Annotated in this window: 11 protein-coding genes and 3 pseudogenes; 7 read left to right on the forward strand and 7 right to left on the reverse strand. The window is 63.7% G+C overall.

All coding sequences use genetic code 11. The features are described 5' to 3' along the window. Positions 1-73: 73 nt before the first annotated feature. The 3 genes from guaA to ACF2JD_RS00015 all read right to left on the reverse strand — a co-directional run bounded on the left by guaA (position 74) and on the right by ACF2JD_RS00015 (position 4,112). On the reverse strand, positions 74-1,663 hold the full coding sequence (gene guaA, locus ACF2JD_RS00005; RefSeq protein ID WP_440986487.1) for a glutamine-hydrolyzing GMP synthase: 1,590 nt from the start codon (positions 1,661-1,663) through the stop codon (positions 74-76). Positions 1,664-1,746: 83 nt separating this feature from the next. Next, positions 1,747-3,210, reverse strand: a complete 1,464-nt coding sequence (guaB, locus tag ACF2JD_RS00010; protein ID WP_041205879.1) for an IMP dehydrogenase — start codon at positions 3,208-3,210, stop codon at positions 1,747-1,749. Positions 3,211-3,476: 266 nt separating this feature from the next. Continuing rightward, the gene (locus ACF2JD_RS00015) at positions 3,477-4,112 is read right to left on the reverse strand and encodes a YitT family protein (RefSeq protein ID WP_106886946.1); all 636 of its coding nucleotides are present in this window, start codon (positions 4,110-4,112) and stop codon (positions 3,477-3,479) included. Positions 4,113-4,393: 281 nt separating this feature from the next. Between ACF2JD_RS00015 and ACF2JD_RS00020 the strand changes: the two genes are divergently transcribed. Next, positions 4,394-4,810 carry a hypothetical protein gene (locus ACF2JD_RS00020; RefSeq protein ID WP_440986488.1) on the forward strand — a complete coding sequence of 139 codons (417 nt, stop codon included), beginning with the start codon at positions 4,394-4,396 and terminating at the stop codon, positions 4,808-4,810. Here ACF2JD_RS00020 and ACF2JD_RS00025 read toward each other — a convergent pair. Beyond that, complete coding sequence (locus ACF2JD_RS00025; RefSeq protein ID WP_440986489.1) at positions 4,741-7,950, reverse strand: alpha-amylase family glycosyl hydrolase; 3,210 nt, start codon at positions 7,948-7,950, stop codon at positions 4,741-4,743. The two genes, ACF2JD_RS00020 and ACF2JD_RS00025, sit on opposite strands and share 70 nt — an antisense overlap. Before the next feature lie 433 nt (positions 7,951-8,383). Here ACF2JD_RS00025 and ACF2JD_RS00030 point away from each other — a divergent pair, with 433 nt between their 5' ends. The 4 genes and pseudogenes from ACF2JD_RS00030 to ACF2JD_RS00045 all read left to right on the forward strand — a co-directional run. Continuing rightward, a complete protein-coding gene (locus ACF2JD_RS00030; RefSeq protein WP_440986490.1) occupies positions 8,384-9,151 on the forward strand; it encodes a TonB family protein in 768 nt (255 codons plus the stop codon). A gap of 2 nt (positions 9,152-9,153) precedes the next feature. Continuing rightward, the gene (locus ACF2JD_RS00035) at positions 9,154-9,909 is read left to right on the forward strand and encodes a MotA/TolQ/ExbB proton channel family protein (RefSeq protein WP_440986491.1); all 756 of its coding nucleotides are present in this window, start codon (positions 9,154-9,156) and stop codon (positions 9,907-9,909) included. After that, positions 9,909-10,330: pseudogene (locus ACF2JD_RS00040) on the forward strand (ExbD/TolR family protein). The gene ACF2JD_RS00035 and the pseudogene ACF2JD_RS00040 overlap by 1 nt, the downstream one beginning before the upstream one ends. A gap of 204 nt (positions 10,331-10,534) precedes the next feature. Continuing rightward, a pseudogene (locus tag ACF2JD_RS00045) lies at positions 10,535-10,816 on the forward strand (EamA family transporter); the annotation flags it as partial. On the opposite strand, the gene ACF2JD_RS00050 reads toward ACF2JD_RS00045, so the two are convergent. Continuing rightward, on the reverse strand, positions 10,744-10,935 hold the full coding sequence (locus tag ACF2JD_RS00050; protein ID WP_440986492.1) for a hypothetical protein: 192 nt from the start codon (positions 10,933-10,935) through the stop codon (positions 10,744-10,746). The pseudogene ACF2JD_RS00045 and the gene ACF2JD_RS00050 overlap by 73 nt on opposite strands. Positions 10,936-10,949: 14 nt before the next feature. On the opposite strand from ACF2JD_RS00050, the gene ACF2JD_RS00055 reads away from it, so the two are divergent. Both ACF2JD_RS00055 and xseA read left to right on the forward strand, forming a co-directional pair. Next, a complete protein-coding gene (locus tag ACF2JD_RS00055; protein WP_440986493.1) occupies positions 10,950-11,450 on the forward strand; it encodes an EamA family transporter in 501 nt (166 codons plus the stop codon). Positions 11,451-11,504: 54 nt separating this feature from the next. Next, entirely contained in the window at positions 11,505-12,869 is a 1,365-nt protein-coding gene (gene xseA / locus ACF2JD_RS00060; protein WP_440986494.1) for an exodeoxyribonuclease VII large subunit, read from the forward strand. Between the two features lie 60 nt (positions 12,870-12,929). On the opposite strand, the gene hutW is transcribed toward xseA, so the two are convergent. Both hutW and ACF2JD_RS00070 read right to left on the reverse strand, forming a co-directional pair. After that, entirely contained in the window at positions 12,930-14,303 is a 1,374-nt protein-coding gene (gene hutW / locus ACF2JD_RS00065; protein ID WP_440986495.1) for a heme anaerobic degradation radical SAM methyltransferase ChuW/HutW, read from the reverse strand. Between the two features lie 265 nt (positions 14,304-14,568). Next, positions 14,569-15,057 (reverse strand): annotated as a pseudogene (locus ACF2JD_RS00070) (OmpA family protein). Positions 15,058-15,070 lie beyond the last annotated feature (13 nt).

The raw sequence follows: 15,070 nt of genomic DNA on the forward strand, positions 1-15,070 counted from the left end.
TTGGAAAAAGAAAAGACGCCGCAAGGGCGTCTTTTACATTTTTATGCTTGAAGGGTGAAGAGGCGTTAGCCGCTTATTCCCATTCGATGGTTGCGGGCGGCTTGCCGGAGACGTCGTACACCACGCGGGAGATGCCGTTGATCTCGTTGATGATGCGATTCGACACATGGCCGAGGAAGTCGTACGGCAGGTGAGCCCAGTGGGCTGTCATGAAGTCGATGGTCTCGACGGCGCGCAGGGCAATGACCCAGTCATATTTGCGACCATCGCCCATGACGCCGACGGAGCGTACCGGCAGGAAGACGGCGAACGCCTGGCTGACCTGGTTGTAGAGGTCGGCCTTGCGCAGCTCTTCGATAAAGACGGCATCTGCCTTGCGCAGCAGATCGCAGTACTCTTTCTTCACCTCGCCGAGCACCCGCACACCCAGACCCGGACCCGGGAAGGGGTGACGGTAGAGCATGTCGTAGGGCAGACCGAGTTCGAGACCGACGCGGCGCACTTCGTCCTTGAACAGCTCGCGCAGCGGCTCCACCAGACCCATCTTCATCTCTTCCGGCAGGCCGCCGACGTTGTGGTGAGACTTGATGACGTGGGCCTTGCCGGTCTTGCTGGCGGCAGATTCGATGACGTCAGGGTAGATGGTGCCTTGCGCCAGCCACTTGGCGTTTTTCAGCTTCTTGGCTTCGTCGTCGAACACTTCTACGAAGACGCGGCCAATGATCTTGCGCTTGGCTTCCGGCTCGTCTTCACCTGCCAGGGCAGAGAGGAAGCGCTCTTCGGCATCGACCTTGACGATCTTGAGGCCGAAGTGATCGCCAAACATCTCCATGACCTGGGTGCCTTCGTTCAGGCGCAGCAGGCCGTTGTCGACGAAGACGCAGGTCAGGCGATCGCCGATGGCGCGGTGCACCAGCATGGCGACCACGGAGGAGTCCACGCCGCCGGAGAGGCCCAGGATCACTTCATCGTCACCCACCTGCTCGCGGATGCGGGCGACGGCGTCGTCGATGATGGTGGCCGGGGTCCAGAGGCATTCGCAGCCACAGATCTCCTTGACGAAGTGCTCCAGCATGCGGGCACCCTGACGGGTGTGGGTCACTTCCGGGTGGAACTGCACGCCGTAGAAGCGACGGGCCTCATCGGCCATGGCCGCATGGGGGCAGGTCGCGGTCTGGGCTATGGTGGTGAAGCCGGCCGGGATCTCGGTGACCTTGTCGCCGTGGCTCATCCAGACGTCCAGCAGGGCGTGGCCGTTCTCTGCGATGGCGTCTTCGATGTTGCGCAAGAGGGCGCTGGTCTTGCCGGAGTGGCCCAGCACTTCGACCTGGGCATAACCGAATTCACGCAGGGTGGAGGATTGCACCTTGCCGCCCAGTTGCTCGGCCATGGTCTGCATGCCGTAGCAGATGCCGAACACCGGCACGCCAGCGTTGAAGACGTACTCGGGGGCACGGGGGCTGCTCGCCTCGGTCACGGATTCCGGGCCGCCGGAGAGGATGATGCCGCTCGGATTGAATTCGCGGATCTGCTCTTCGGTTACGTCCCAGGCCCACAACTCGCAGTAGACGCCGATTTCACGGACACGACGGGCGATAAGCTGGGTGTACTGGGAACCGAAATCCAGGATGAGGATGCGGTGCTGGTGAATGTCTTTAGTCATTTTATTCCTGCATCAGGCTGATTTATCACAAAAAGCGTGGGGATAAAAACGTGTTAAAGAAACGGGGCCAGAGCCCCGTTTTATCAGCCCATCCGGTAGTTGGGGGCTTCTTTGGTGATGGTCACATCATGGACGTGGGACTCTTTCATCCCGGCGCCCGAGATGCGCACGAACTCGGCCTTGGTGCGCATGTCGTCTATGGTGGCGCAGCCGGTCAAGCCCATGGAGGAGCGCAGGCCGCCCATCTGCTGGTGAATGATCTCCTTGAGGCGGCCCTTGTACGGCACGCGCCCTTCGATACCTTCCGGCACCAGCTTGTCGGCGGCGTTGTCGGTCTGGAAGTAGCGATCGCTGGAGCCCTTGGACATGGCGCCGAGGGAGCCCATGCCGCGGTAGGACTTGAAGGAGCGGCCCTGATAGAGCTCGATTTCGCCCGGCGCCTCTTCGGTACCGGCAAACATGGAGCCCACCATGACGCAGCTTGCGCCCGCGGCTATGGCCTTGGCCACGTCGCCGGAGAAGCGGATGCCGCCATCGGCAATCACCGGCACGCCGGTGCCTTCCAGGGCGTCAACGGCGTCGGAGATGGCGGTGATCTGGGGCACGCCAACACCGGTCACGATGCGGGTTGTGCAGATGGAGCCAGGGCCTATGCCGACCTTGACGGCATTGACGCCGGCAGCGACCAGCGCCAGGGCACCGGCGGCGGTGGCCACGTTGCCACCTATGATTTGCAGCTCAGGATAGGCGTCGCGGGTCGCCTTGATGCGATCCAGCACGCCCTGGGAGTGGCCATGGGAGGAGTCAATCAGCAGCACGTCCACACCGGCTTCCACCAGGGCGGCGACGCGCTCTTCGTTGCCTGCACCGGCACCGACGGCGGCACCGACCCGCAGACGACCGCGCTCGTCTTTACAGGCGTTCGGCTTGCGCTCGGCTTTCTGGAAGTCTTTGACGGTGATCATGCCCTTCAATTTGAAGTCGGCGTTCACCACCAGCACCTTCTCGATACGGTGCTTCTGCATCAGGGCAACCACCTCTTCGCGAGGGGCCCCTTCACGCACGGTGACCAGACGATCCTTCTGGGTCATGATCTGTTCAACGGTCTGGGAGAGATCGATCACGAAGCGCACATCACGGCCGGTGATGATGCCGACAAGCTGGTTGCCGTCAGTGACCACTGGGTAACCGGCGAAACCGTTCTTGTGGCTCAGCTCCTTGACCTGGGCAATGGTCATGTCAGGGCGTACGGTGACGGGGTCGGAGACCACGCCGCTCTCGTACTTCTTGACCTTGCGCACTTCGGCAGCCTGCTGCTCGATGGACATGTTCTTGTGAATGAAGCCGATACCGCCTTCCTGGGCCAGTGCGATAGCCAGACGGGCTTCGGTCACTGTGTCCATGGCAGCGGAAATCATCGGGATATTCAGGGAGATAGCAGACGTGAGCTTGGTACGCAGGTCGGCGGTATTCGGAAGAACAGTGGAGTGTGCTGGAACCAACAGTACATCGTCGAAGGTCAGCGCTTCTTTGGCAATCCTGAGCATGGCAATATCTCACCGTTGAGGAGTGGGGGTGTAAAATATTGCCGACAAATTTTACTCATGCATTGGTCACTGGTAAAGAAGTTTTTTGAATTTTTTATGGTTTAGCCCGGTTTAACGCCGCCAACGGGGCAAAAAACCAATAAATTCAGGCGTAACCATGCCTTTTTTCGCAACAAGATGATCTTTTTTGCCGTTGGCAGCCAAATGCCCGCCAGGCGCCCCTCGGGTCACTTTTTAACAATTCCCCTCCCCCTCAGGGCCGCCACTCAGCCCCCCTGATAACGACCGGGTTTGTGCCAGTTCATCAGCATGGCGTTCATGGCGAGCGCGCTCAAGGTGGACCAGAGCAGCAGAGAGAGCGGCAAGGTGAGCAGGGAGAGCGCAAACACCAGCACATCGAGCAGCATCTGGCTCTTGCCTGCGTTGATGCCGGTGCGCCTTTGCAGCCAGAGCGTCACCACGCCTATGCCCCCTACGGAGGCGTTGTGGCGAGCGAGGGAGAGCACCCCCATGCCGAGGAAGGTGCCCCCCACCAGGGCGGCAAACAGCGGGTGGATGTAGCTCACCGTCAAGAGCAGCGGCACCCCCTGGGTGGCGGCCGAGAGCGCCACATTGACCACCAGCGTCTTGAGCATGAAGCCCCGCCCCATGGTGAAGTAGCTGAACACCAGAAAAGGCAGGTTGGCCAGGAAGAAGAGCACCCCTATGGGCAGGCTGCTGACGTGGGCGAGCAGCAGGGCTATGCCCGCTATGCCGCCGGTGATCATGCCGGAGCACTTGAGCAGGTTGAGGCCGACCGCGATGAACATGACCCCGAGGATCATGCCGTAGACGTCGTCCTTGAGGGTGTGGGCCAACCCTCTGCCCACAGCCGCCGGCTGCATGGTCATTTCACCTTCCATATGACTCCTTGACACGAATTGATTGTGGCGTCCCTTGCCCGAAAACCAGGCCGTTCCGGCACGGATGGCGGCGGTGCATTCAGCCTGCTGGCACCAGCCCCCGACCTTGCGGCCCCCTGCCCCTGACATAGCCATCATGGGCCTGACAAGTCACAGCAAAAAGAGCGCCAATCAAAACAAGAGTCCGAGATACCATAAAAAATCGAATTTAAATTCCGCATAACCATCAAAAAACAGATGGATCATACCAATCCAGGGATCAGCCCCCATGCCGGATCAGCATGTTTACCCAATTAACCACAAAACGTGTCGTGGTCCTTCCTAATAAACCCGTTTATTCGGTTGATCATGCCGATAAAATCTCACTTTACAGCATGGAAGATGCACATCAGGAGGGCGCCATGGGGCTGTCTGACATGTTTCTGCGGGATTGGGTCAAGGGCAAACAACAAGAAAATGCACCATATCAGGGCAAGCGCACCAAAGATGTGCAATTTAGGGCCCTGCGCTTGCCTCACCCGGCGCGACCTGGGTGGGATGCGCCGGCCCTCATCCCCCGCTTCATGCCTCGGCGCCATAAAAAAGTCGGCCCCAAGGCCGACTCGCTGCACACCATTACAGGCGCCCCTTATTTGAGGTATTTGCCGTCGGCTCCCACCTTGCCGGGGCCGTTCAGCACCCAGACCCGGGCCGAGTAGGCGGGCACCTGGAAGCTCAGGCTGCCGTTGCTGACGCTGACCGTGGTACCGGTAACCGCATCCGTGTAGGTGCCGTTTTTCAGGCCGCTCAGGCTTATCTGCTGGGCCGAGTTGGCAGCAAGGCCCACGGCTGCGTAGCTCCCCTCGGCGCCGAGATCTCGCACGAAGCTGATGCCGCTCCCCCACTCGTTCACCTGGCTCATGGGCGCCTTCTGCAGGGCGGGCACCGCCTTGCGGATCTGGTTCAGGCGCTTGATGTGCTGATAAAGCGGGTGGCTCGGGGTGGCCGGGTTGTCCAGCACGTCCCCAAAGTAGGCACGGCCGGTCTGATCCACCGTCATGGTGGCCCCGTCGATGTCTTGCGGCTTGCCGGCCTGGAACATCACCTCCTCCCCGTAGTAGAGGGTCGGGATGCCGCGGGCGGTCCAGAGCAGGTTATAGGTCATGGCCGCATTGCCCTCTTCCCCACCGTAGCGGTACTTGAAGTCATTGTCCGGCCCCACGTCGTGGTTCTGGAAGAAGGTGATGAGCTTGGTGGCATCCCCATAGACCCAGTCCATGGCGAAGATCCCCCCCACTCCGCCAAAGCTCCCCTTGGTGACGTTGTCACGGAAGGTGGAGAAGAGGGAGAAGTCCAGCACCGAGAGACCCGAATCACCGCCAGCGCGAGGGTTGGCCGGGTTCGCCGTGGTGCGGGTGTACCACCAGGGGCGGATCACCGCGGAGGCGTTGTCGTTGGCCAGCTCGGATCCCCAGCCGGTGCCCTTGACCAGGTTCTCGCCAAACACGAACAGCCCCGGCTTGTGGGCCTGCCAATCGTGCACATAGGTCAGCAGTTCGTCCCGCTCTATGTGCTTGAGGGTATCGATGCGGATGGCATCCACCCCCATGTCGAGGTACTGACGAATGGCGCCGTTGAGGTAATCCTTGACGTTCTGGTTACCGGTGGCGAGATCGATGCAGTCCCCCGCCATGTGCTTGCGCTGCAGGGCGAGCGGGTTTTCCCAGTCGCCGCCGGACATGAAACCGTCCAGGTGATACCAGCTGGGATCCAGGGTCTGGGCATCGATGCCGAAGAAGCGGTTGGGGTTGTAGCCTGCGCTCGGCACGTTGGCCCCTGTCTTGGGATCGATCAGGGGCTGGGTGCCGGCCGGATCGGACTGGCAGCGGGCCTTGTACCAGTCGGGGGCGGCGGGGTTGTCATCGTCACAGCGGTTGGCGCTGGCGTAGTCCCCGAGGTTGCCCTGATAGGGCCCGTTGTTGATGAGCCCCTGGCTGGATCCTGCCGGCACGTAGTACTTGACCGGCAGGCGATCGATCCAGGTCTTGCCACGCAGGCCGTACTGGCTGGAGTGGTTGATCACCACATCCTGTATCACCTTGATCCCCTTGGCGTGGGCGGCCTGGATGAACTCCCGGTAGCCCGCCCCCGGCGACTCCAGCCGGGGATCGACCCGATAGAAGTCGTAGGCGTGATAGCCGTGATAGTCGAGGCCGGAGCGGTTCTCCACCGGCGGCGTCACCCAGATGGCGGTGAAGCCGAGATCCTTGATGTAGTCGAGCTTCTCGATGAGCCCCTTGAAGTCGCCACGCCAGTGGGGATCCCCCGCCTTGTAGCGATCCCGGTTATGGTAGTTGTTGTTCCCGTCCCCATCGTAGAAGCGGGCGGTCAGCAGGAAATAGATGCTCTCACCACGAAAATCGCCCCCCGCCACCGGGCTCTCGCCAATCTGATAGCTGAAGCTCTGCTCCCCTTGATTGCCGGTCCCATCGACACTCAATGTCTTGATCACCAGATCGGTGCCGCTGCCCTTGTCGCTGGCGACAATGGCCTGGCCGGCGTAGCGGGGGGACGCCGTGGTGGGCTGGCTGCCGTCCGTGGTGAAATGGACCCTGGGGGCGCTGTCGTTATCGTCGCTCACCCCCAGGGTAATGGACTGCGCCTCTGCATAGCTGCCCGGGGCCGGGGTGGCGGTCACAGTGGGCGCCTGATTGTCGGCGCCGGCCAGAGGTGCCGCCTCCAGCGTCTTGTCCTGGCTATCGAAGCAGATGCGGTAACTGGTGTTGGCACTCACCTTGTAGTCCTGGGCCGGATAGGCTTCGGTCCAGTCCCCCTTGCGATCAATCTTGAAGCGGGGGTTGCTGCCGCCAAAGGCCTGCTCGGTACAGAAGGTCACTCCGTCCTCGCTGATCATGGCGGTCAGGCCCCAGTTGTTGGGAGTACCGCGGAAATACCAGCTGCCGCCGGTCTGGGGGGCGGCCACCACCAGGCTCACGCTGCTGCTGCTCTTGGCCCCCTGATCGTCGGTGACCGTCAGGCCATAGGTGAAGGTGCCCGCCTGAGCCGTGTTGACGCTGATGCTCTCCGTGGTTTCGCCGCTGCTCCAGAGATAGCTGGCAATCTGGCCATCGGGATCCGTGGAGTCGCTGCCGCTCAAGGTGAGCGCATCCCCCACAGCGACATTCAGGGTGCCGCCCGGGGTGATGACAGCTATGGGGGGCTGATTGTCGTCCCCGAGCGGCGTGATGCTGTAGGCCTGGGTCTCGTCATTGACCTGGAAGCGCACCGTTCCGGTGCCGCTCCAGAGGATGTCGCCGCCGCTGCGCTCCAGCACACCATCGGCGTTGCTGTCGCCGAAGTTGATGGCCCAGTCCCCCGCCTGATCGAACTTGAGCCGCTGGTTGGCCTTGCCATCCATGTAGGCTTCGGCCTGCCACAGGTGGTCGGCCACCAGCGTCATGGGCAGGCTGGCCCAGCCATTGAAGGTACCGCGCACCTGAAGCTGCGGCAGCGTCCTGGCAAACCCCGAGGCCTCGCAACTCGCCACCGCCGTGGTGGTGATGGCCTGGGTGCCGGCATGAATGCGGATCTGATAGTGGGTGTTGGCAGTGACCGCGTAGTCGGCGGTTGGGTAGCTCTGCTGCCAGTTGCCGTATCGGTCGATCTTGAAGCGCGGGCCGCCGCTGGCGTCCCCGCTCTGGAAGAACTGACAGGTGTCAAAGTTGAGCCCATCGGTCGACACCATGGCGGTCGCCGCCCATCCATTCGCGGTGCCCCGGAAGAACCACTCCGCCGCCGCCCCGCAGGGCGCCGTGATCAGGGTTCCCAACAATCCGGCCGCGAGTATCCATCTAGCCATTGATAGTCCTTTATTTTCATTGTTTTGTGTGTGACGCCGGTGTGCCCCGGCATTCCCCATCCGCTACAGTCCCGCCTTCGAATGAGTCACGCCAGTCTAGGGCGTGCACTGGCCGACTCATGGCAGATACGTATGAAATGTGACCTGAATCGCCCCGCAAATAATGCATATGTGATTGATAGCGCTTTCATTTTTGCTTAGGCCGTGGGCCAGGGTGAAGCCCGGCGCCTGCCACTAGAATCCCACCTCTTTATCGCGCCCCTGTCAGGGTCCGGCACCGCCTGTTTACTGAGGGTTGCGATTAAAACGCGATTGATAATGTTTCTTGTTTGCAGGCTATCCGATGGCGCATGCTGGGCGCCAAGGCCCGGATCCGGGGCCAATTCCATGGGCATTTGAGTACGAATATGACGACCAGCAAGGAGGCAGACTGGTGAATGCCTGCGCAATGAGGCCGACTCACGGCCGCAACCAGCAGGGATTGGGTCCGGTTCACCTTGCCTGCCTGAGCGTCGCCCTTGTCTTGCACCTCGCCCTCCTGTGGCTGATGCAAGGCAGCCGCCCCGCCTCCGTCACGCCGCCCGAACCCATTACCCTCTCTGCCCGCTGGGCCGGGGAGTCGAACCAGCATGACGCGCCGGGCAGACCGGTGGCGCCAGCGCCCACCCCGGCCCAGCCGAAGGTCGTCAAGCCGCCCACGCCCGTTAAGCAGAAGCAGTCCAAGCCGGTGGTCAGGAGACCCGCCCCCAGGCCGGTGCCCAAGGCACCGCCAGCGCCCGTGGCCAAACCTGTCGCCAAGGCCCAGCCGGTGACGGCACCGGCGGCCCCAGCCGCACCGCTGACCGCGGCCAATTCCTTGAGTCGCGGCAGCAACAGCGCCCCCACCAAGACGAGCCAGAGCGGGACAGGCGGGGGCAGCAGCGCCCCCATCGCCCGGGACGCCAGATTGAACAACCCCGAGCCCCCCTACCCCCCGGAATCACGCAGACGGGGAGAAGAGGGGCGCGTCATCCTCAATGTGCGGGTGACGGCCGAGGGCACCGCCGCCTCGGTGGAGGTGGACAAGAGCAGCGGCTATCGGCGGCTGGACATGACGGCCCGCAAGACCGTCAGCCGCTGGAAATTCATTCCTGCCAAACAGAACAACGTGGCCGTCGAGGCCTCGGCAAAAGTCACCATCATTTTCAAATTAAGGGCTTGAACATGGATCCTGAAATCGCAAGCAACGGCATGGGCATCGCCCACCTGCTCAGCCAGAACAGCGGTGTGGGGCTGATCCCCTTCATCCTGCTGGTATTGATGTCCCTTGGTACCTGCTACTACGCCCTGCTCAAGGGCTATCTCGCGCAGCGGACACAACGCCTCAACGCCCGCTTCATCGCCGATTTCTGGCAGCATGACAGCGTGCAGGAGATGGAGCGCCAGCTGGCCCACCTGCCACCGCAGGAGGCCTATGGCCGGCTGACCGGCGCCGCGCTGGCGGCCGTGGCCCAGCTGAACCGGGCTGAGGAGCGTGCAGTCAGCTGCAAGCTGGGCTCGCCGGATGAATATCTGCTGCGCGCCATGCGCCGGGCCATCGCCCAGGAGCGGGTGCGGCTGGAACAGGGGCTGGCCTTCCTCGCCTCGGTGGGTTCGGCAGCCCCCTTCATCGGGCTGTTCGGCACCGTCTGGGGCATCTACCACGCCCTGCTGGCTATCGGCGCCGCCGGTCAGAGCAGTCTGGACAAGGTCGCCGGCCCCGTGGGCGAGGCGCTGATCATGACCGGCTTCGGCCTCGCGGTCGCCCTGCCGGCCGTGCTCATCTACAACTTCTTCGTGCGGCGCAATCGCCTCAGGCTCGCGGCGCTGGAGGAGTTTGGCCACGACCTGTTTACCCTGCTGGTGACCGGCTTCGAGCAGGTCGCCACCAACAACGTCACCCCGCTGGTCGAGCGGGAAACCAGACAGGGGCGCGGCTGATGGCATTTGGCAAACTGTCGGACGAGGGGGACGATCAACCCCTCTCCGAGATCAACATGATCCCCATGATAGATGTCATGCTGGTGCTGCTCATCGTCTTCATGATCACGGCCCCCCTGCTCACCAACGCGGTCAAGATCGAGCTGCCCGAGGCCAGCAGCCAGTCCATCAACCCAGCCAGACAAGCAGGACATCAACCTCGCCATCGATGGCGCCGGCAAGATCTACTGGAACGACCAGGAGGTCGACGAAGCCGACCCTGCTCGCCAAGATGGAGAGGCTGGCGAAACCAAGGGGGAGCTGCCCGATCCAGCTGCGCATCGATCGCAAGGTGGAGTACGGCATCATCGCCAGGGTGATGGCCCAGGCCTCCCAACACGGCCTGCACAAGATTGCCTTCGTGAGCCAGCCGGAGCCGTAACGCTCCCGTCACCCACAAGCCGGCACGCCAGGGCATGGATGCCCTGCTGCCATCCAGGCAGTTGCCAGCACAGGCACCTTGTCGGCATCATGCCGATGCAGCGCCAATATTGGCCACCATCACCTCAAGGACGACACCATGAAACCTGCCGATTATGGGCGCCTGCTTCTGCTGGCCGCCATCTGGGGCGCCAGCTTCCTGTTCATGCGCATCGCCGCCCCGGCGTTTGGCGCCGTCAACACCACCTTCCTGCGGGTCTTCTTCGCCCTGGTCGGGCTCGCCGCCATGCTGTTGCTGCTGCGCACCCCCATGCAGTTCCAGGGCAAGCTCAAATCCATCATGGTGCTCGGCATCATCAACTCGGGCGTGCCCTTCCTGATGTACGCCATCGCCGCTCTCTGGCTGCCCGCCGGCTACTCGGCCATCCTGAACGCCACCACGCCGCTGATGGGGGCCCTCATCGGCTTCTCCTTCTTCAACGAGACGCTGACCTTGCGCAAGTGGAGCGGCGTCATGCTGGGGCTGATGGGCATAGCCCTCATCACCACCACGGGAGAGGTGAGCCTGACCGGCAATCTCGTCACCGGCGTGCTGGCCTGCCTCATCGCCACCGCCTGCTATGGCTGCGCCGGCTTTCCTCACCCGCAGCTGGATCACCCATCGCGGCGGGCTCGATGCCAAGCTGGTGGCCTTTGGCAGCCAGCTGGGTGCCAGCCTGTTCCTGCTGCCCTTTTCGCTTACCAGCTGGCGGCCGGCCCCGCGGTCGACTGGGCCCTCCCCGACCGCCTGGGCCAGCGTGCTGGCGGTCGGCTTCATCTGCACCGCCCTCGCCTATCTGATCTACTTCAGGCTGATCGCCGATATCGGGCCCCTGCGCTCCCTGACGGTCACCTTCCTGATCCCGCCCTTTGGCATCTTGTGGGGCGCGCTGGTGCTGGGCGAGACCTTCACCGGCGGTTTCGTGGCGGGGGCGCTGGTCGTCTGCCTCTCGGTCTGGCTGGTGGTGACCAGCCAGGCCAGCCCCCGGCCGTTCAGTCCCGGGCGCAGCCTGCCAGGATCCGGACGCACGCTGAACCCGACAGGGCCAGCGCCGCTCGGCGTTCGCCCCGAACTGCGTTAAGATGTGCCCCATCGTTTTCTCCCCGCTCCGGCGGACACAGCAGCAGGGCCAGCCTTGAACCACCTCGACGAATCCAGCCAGAGCAGGCAACAACAGATCTTCACCGTCACCCGCCTCAACAGCGCCGTGCGCATGATACTGGAGCAGGATCTGGGGCTGGTGTGGCTGACGGGGGAGCTCTCCAACCTGGCGATGCCAAGCTCGGGCCACTGGTATTTCTCCTTGAAAGACATCTCGGCCCAGGTGCGCTGCGCCATGTTCAAGGGCAACAACCGCCGGGTGCCGTTCCGACCGCAAGATGGCATGCAGGTACTGGTGCAGGCGCGGGTCTCCCTCTATGAGCCCCGCGGCGACTACCAGCTCATCATCGAATCGATGCAGCCCGCCGGGGACGGCATGCTGGCCCTGCGCTTCGAGGAGCTCAAGCGCCGCCTCGGCGCCGAAGGGCTGTTCGACGAGGGCCGCAAGCGCCCGTTGCCTCGTGAGCCCCGCGCCGTGGGGCTGGTCACCTCGGCCACCGGCGCCGCCCTGCACGACATGCTGACGGTGCTTGAGCGCCGGGCGCCGGATCTGCCTGTCTTCATCTACCCAACCCAGGTGCAGGGCAGCGCCGCCATCTCCCAGATAGTCGCGGCCATCACTCTTGCCAACCGCCGCGCCGAGGTGGATGTGCTCATCGTCGGTCGCGGCGGCGGCTCCCTTGAAGATCTCTGGTGCTTCAACGAGGAGGCGGTGGCCCGCGCCATCGCCAACTCCGCCATTCCGGTGGTGAGCGCTGTGGGCCACGAGGTGGACGTCACCATCAGCGACTTCGCCGCCGACTTGCGCGCCCCCACCCCCTCCGCCGCCGCCGAGCTGGTGGCACCGGACAGAAGCGCCCGCGCCCAGCGCCTGGTGCACCTCAAGCAGCGTCTGGTACAGGCCATCTCCCGGCGCCAGACCGACGCCCGCCATGGCTTCGCGCTGCTGCAAAAGCGGCTCGACCATCAGGATCCCAAGCGCCGGCTGGAGCAGCAGTCCCAGCGTCTGGACGAGCTGTCCGGCCGCCTGCAGCAACTGCTCAATCTGCGCCTGCATCAGGGGGAGCGGCGCCTCGCGAACCTCGAGCTGCGGCTGCAGGCCAGGAGCCCTTCAACGCTGCTGGCCGCCGGCAAGCGCCGCCACCAGCTGGCCGAGGAGCGGCTCCATAGCCTGATGAGCAAGCGCCAGGATATGGCCGCCCACCGCCTCGCCATGCTGAGTGCCCGGCTCGACGGGATAAGCCCGCTGGCCACCCTGGGGCGGGGTTACTCCATCACCCGCACGCCAAGTGGCGAGGTGATAAGCCGCGCCGCCCAGGTGAGCCCGGGCCAGCAACTGGTCACCATGCTCGCAGAGGGGGAGCTGCGGGTGCGGGTGGAGGAAGTGCACAACCAATAACGAAAGGGGGGCCATCAAGCGGCCCCCCTTTCGTTCCCTCCTTAGTCTTGCCCCTGCCCGCTACACCGGTGAATGATGCCGGGCCCCGCCCGGATGAGCGGCTGGGGTTGCCGCCTCCCCTCCCAGGGGATTTGACTGCAGATATTCGAACAAACCTGCCTGCAGATTGACGTTCCAGAAGCGCCCCGCCAGGGTCAGCGCCAGTGTCTCCCCGGTCAGCTCGGCCAGGCCATGCTGCTGCCAGCGCTCAAAGAGCGGCAACAGATGCGCCCGCAAGGGGGATGGCAAGCGCCCGAGGGCAAGCCAGCCGGTATCGAGGCCACCGCGCAGCAGGCCGTCCATGGGCCCGTTGGGATTGGGCCTCATCACCATGCCGGGGGCACGCTGACCGGCCGCCAGCGCCTGGTGCCAGGCCCCTAGATCCCGGCCATACATGAGGCCGTGGCCATGAATGCTGCCCCCCGCCCCCGCACCGAAGGGGAGGATCTCGGCGCCGCGCTTGGCCATCTGGTTGTAGCGGCTCTGCTCGGCCTCGCTTCGCCGCCAGTGGCTGCAGGAGAGCCGTTGCCAGCCCCCCTGCTCCAGGATGCGGGCGCCATAGGCATACATGGTCGCCCGCTGCTGACCATCGGCGGACCAGCCGAGCCGGCCCTTCTCCTGCGCCCGATCCAGATTGGTGCCCTGCATGGGGATGAGCTGGTAGAGATCCACCCCGTGCACGCCGCTGGTCATCACATCCGCGATGTCCTGGCGCCACAGGGCCTCATCCTGCCCCGGCAGGCCGAAGATGAGATCCGCCACTATGACGGCAGCGTCATCCCGGGTCAGCTCCTCCAACCGGGCGAGCAGTGTCTCCCTGTCGTCGAAACGGGCCGCCTGCTGGCGCACCTCTGTGTTGAAGCTCTGCACCCCGAACGAGAAGCGGTTGAAGCCCCCCGCCAGGGCCGTCTGCCACTTCTCATCATCAAAGCCGTTGAGCCGCCCCTCCAGGGTCACTTCCGCATCGGCCATCAGCGGAAAACGGCGGATAGCCTCGGCGAGGCGCGCCAGATCGTCCGCCGCCATGTCGGTGGGGGTGCCGCCCCCCACATAGACGGCCGAGAAGGGGTGACTCTGGCCAAAGGGAGAGTCGGCGGCCCGGTGCAGACTGTCACACAGGGCCGCCATATAACGCCTCATGCGCGCCGGGTTGGCGCCATTTTCGAAGAAGTTGCAGAAGCTGCAGCGCTTGCGGCAGAAGGGAACATGGATATAGAGCGCCCGCTCCTGGGCCTCGCTCGGTCGCTGCCACCAGGCTTGCCAGCCGGCGTCGTCCAGCGTCAGGGGGCCTGCGCCGCCCCGGCTGGCATGGGCCGAGGTCTTGGCGCCAAAGGCGAACTTCAGGGGATCCGGGGTGGCGAGCCCCGTCATGGTCGGGGTGAACTGTGGCGTCATCACTGGCAGGTTACCGTCTGGAAATAATGCAAATGATAACGAATATCAGTTAAGCCTTGTGTTGTGCTGGATCAAGTCAGGGGCATTGAGAGGACGTCATCTCCCCCCTCTGCCTGGGCGCGAGAGCAGATGTAAAGCGAGATAATGCAGGAGGCGTGGCAGGAAGAGAGCCACTCTCCGGCGGGAGAGTGGTGGCACACACGCGGTCAGGCCAGAGGAAGGATCCCGGTGGCGGGATCAGGGCGCTGACGCCGGGCTGGGCAGATCAGCCGTTGTCTATGACGATGGCAACCCGGCGGTTGGCGGCCCGGCCGGCGGCTGGTCTTGTTATCCGCCAGCGGCATGGTCTCGCCACGGCCATGGATCTCCAGATTGGCTGGCTTCATGCCGACCGAGACCAGCACCTCGGCCACCGACTGGGCCCGCTTCAGGGAGAGCTGCTGGTTGTAGCCGCCTCGCCGTTGGAGTCGGTGTGACCGTCCACCCGGGCCCGGTTCAGCCCCACCTCAATCAGGGCCCTGCCCAAGGCTTCCACCACCTGGCGGGTGTCGGGATTGAGGACCCCCACGTTGTTGGCAAAGAGCACCTTGTTGGAGATATCCAGGGTCCAGCCCTCGTCGGTCAGGTGAAACCCCTGCTCCTTGAGTGCGGCGATCTGCGCCTGCGTGAGGCCCTGGGGAGCGCTCTGGCAAGCCGCCAGCCCACCGAGCAAGAGTGCGAACAGACCTGCTCTCATCAGGTTGAAAAACGTCATCATTCTTGTCCTT

The sequence above is a fragment of the Aeromonas ichthyocola genome (assembly GCF_046087985.1).
Lineage (GTDB): Bacteria > Pseudomonadota > Gammaproteobacteria > Enterobacterales > Aeromonadaceae > Aeromonas > Aeromonas rivipollensis.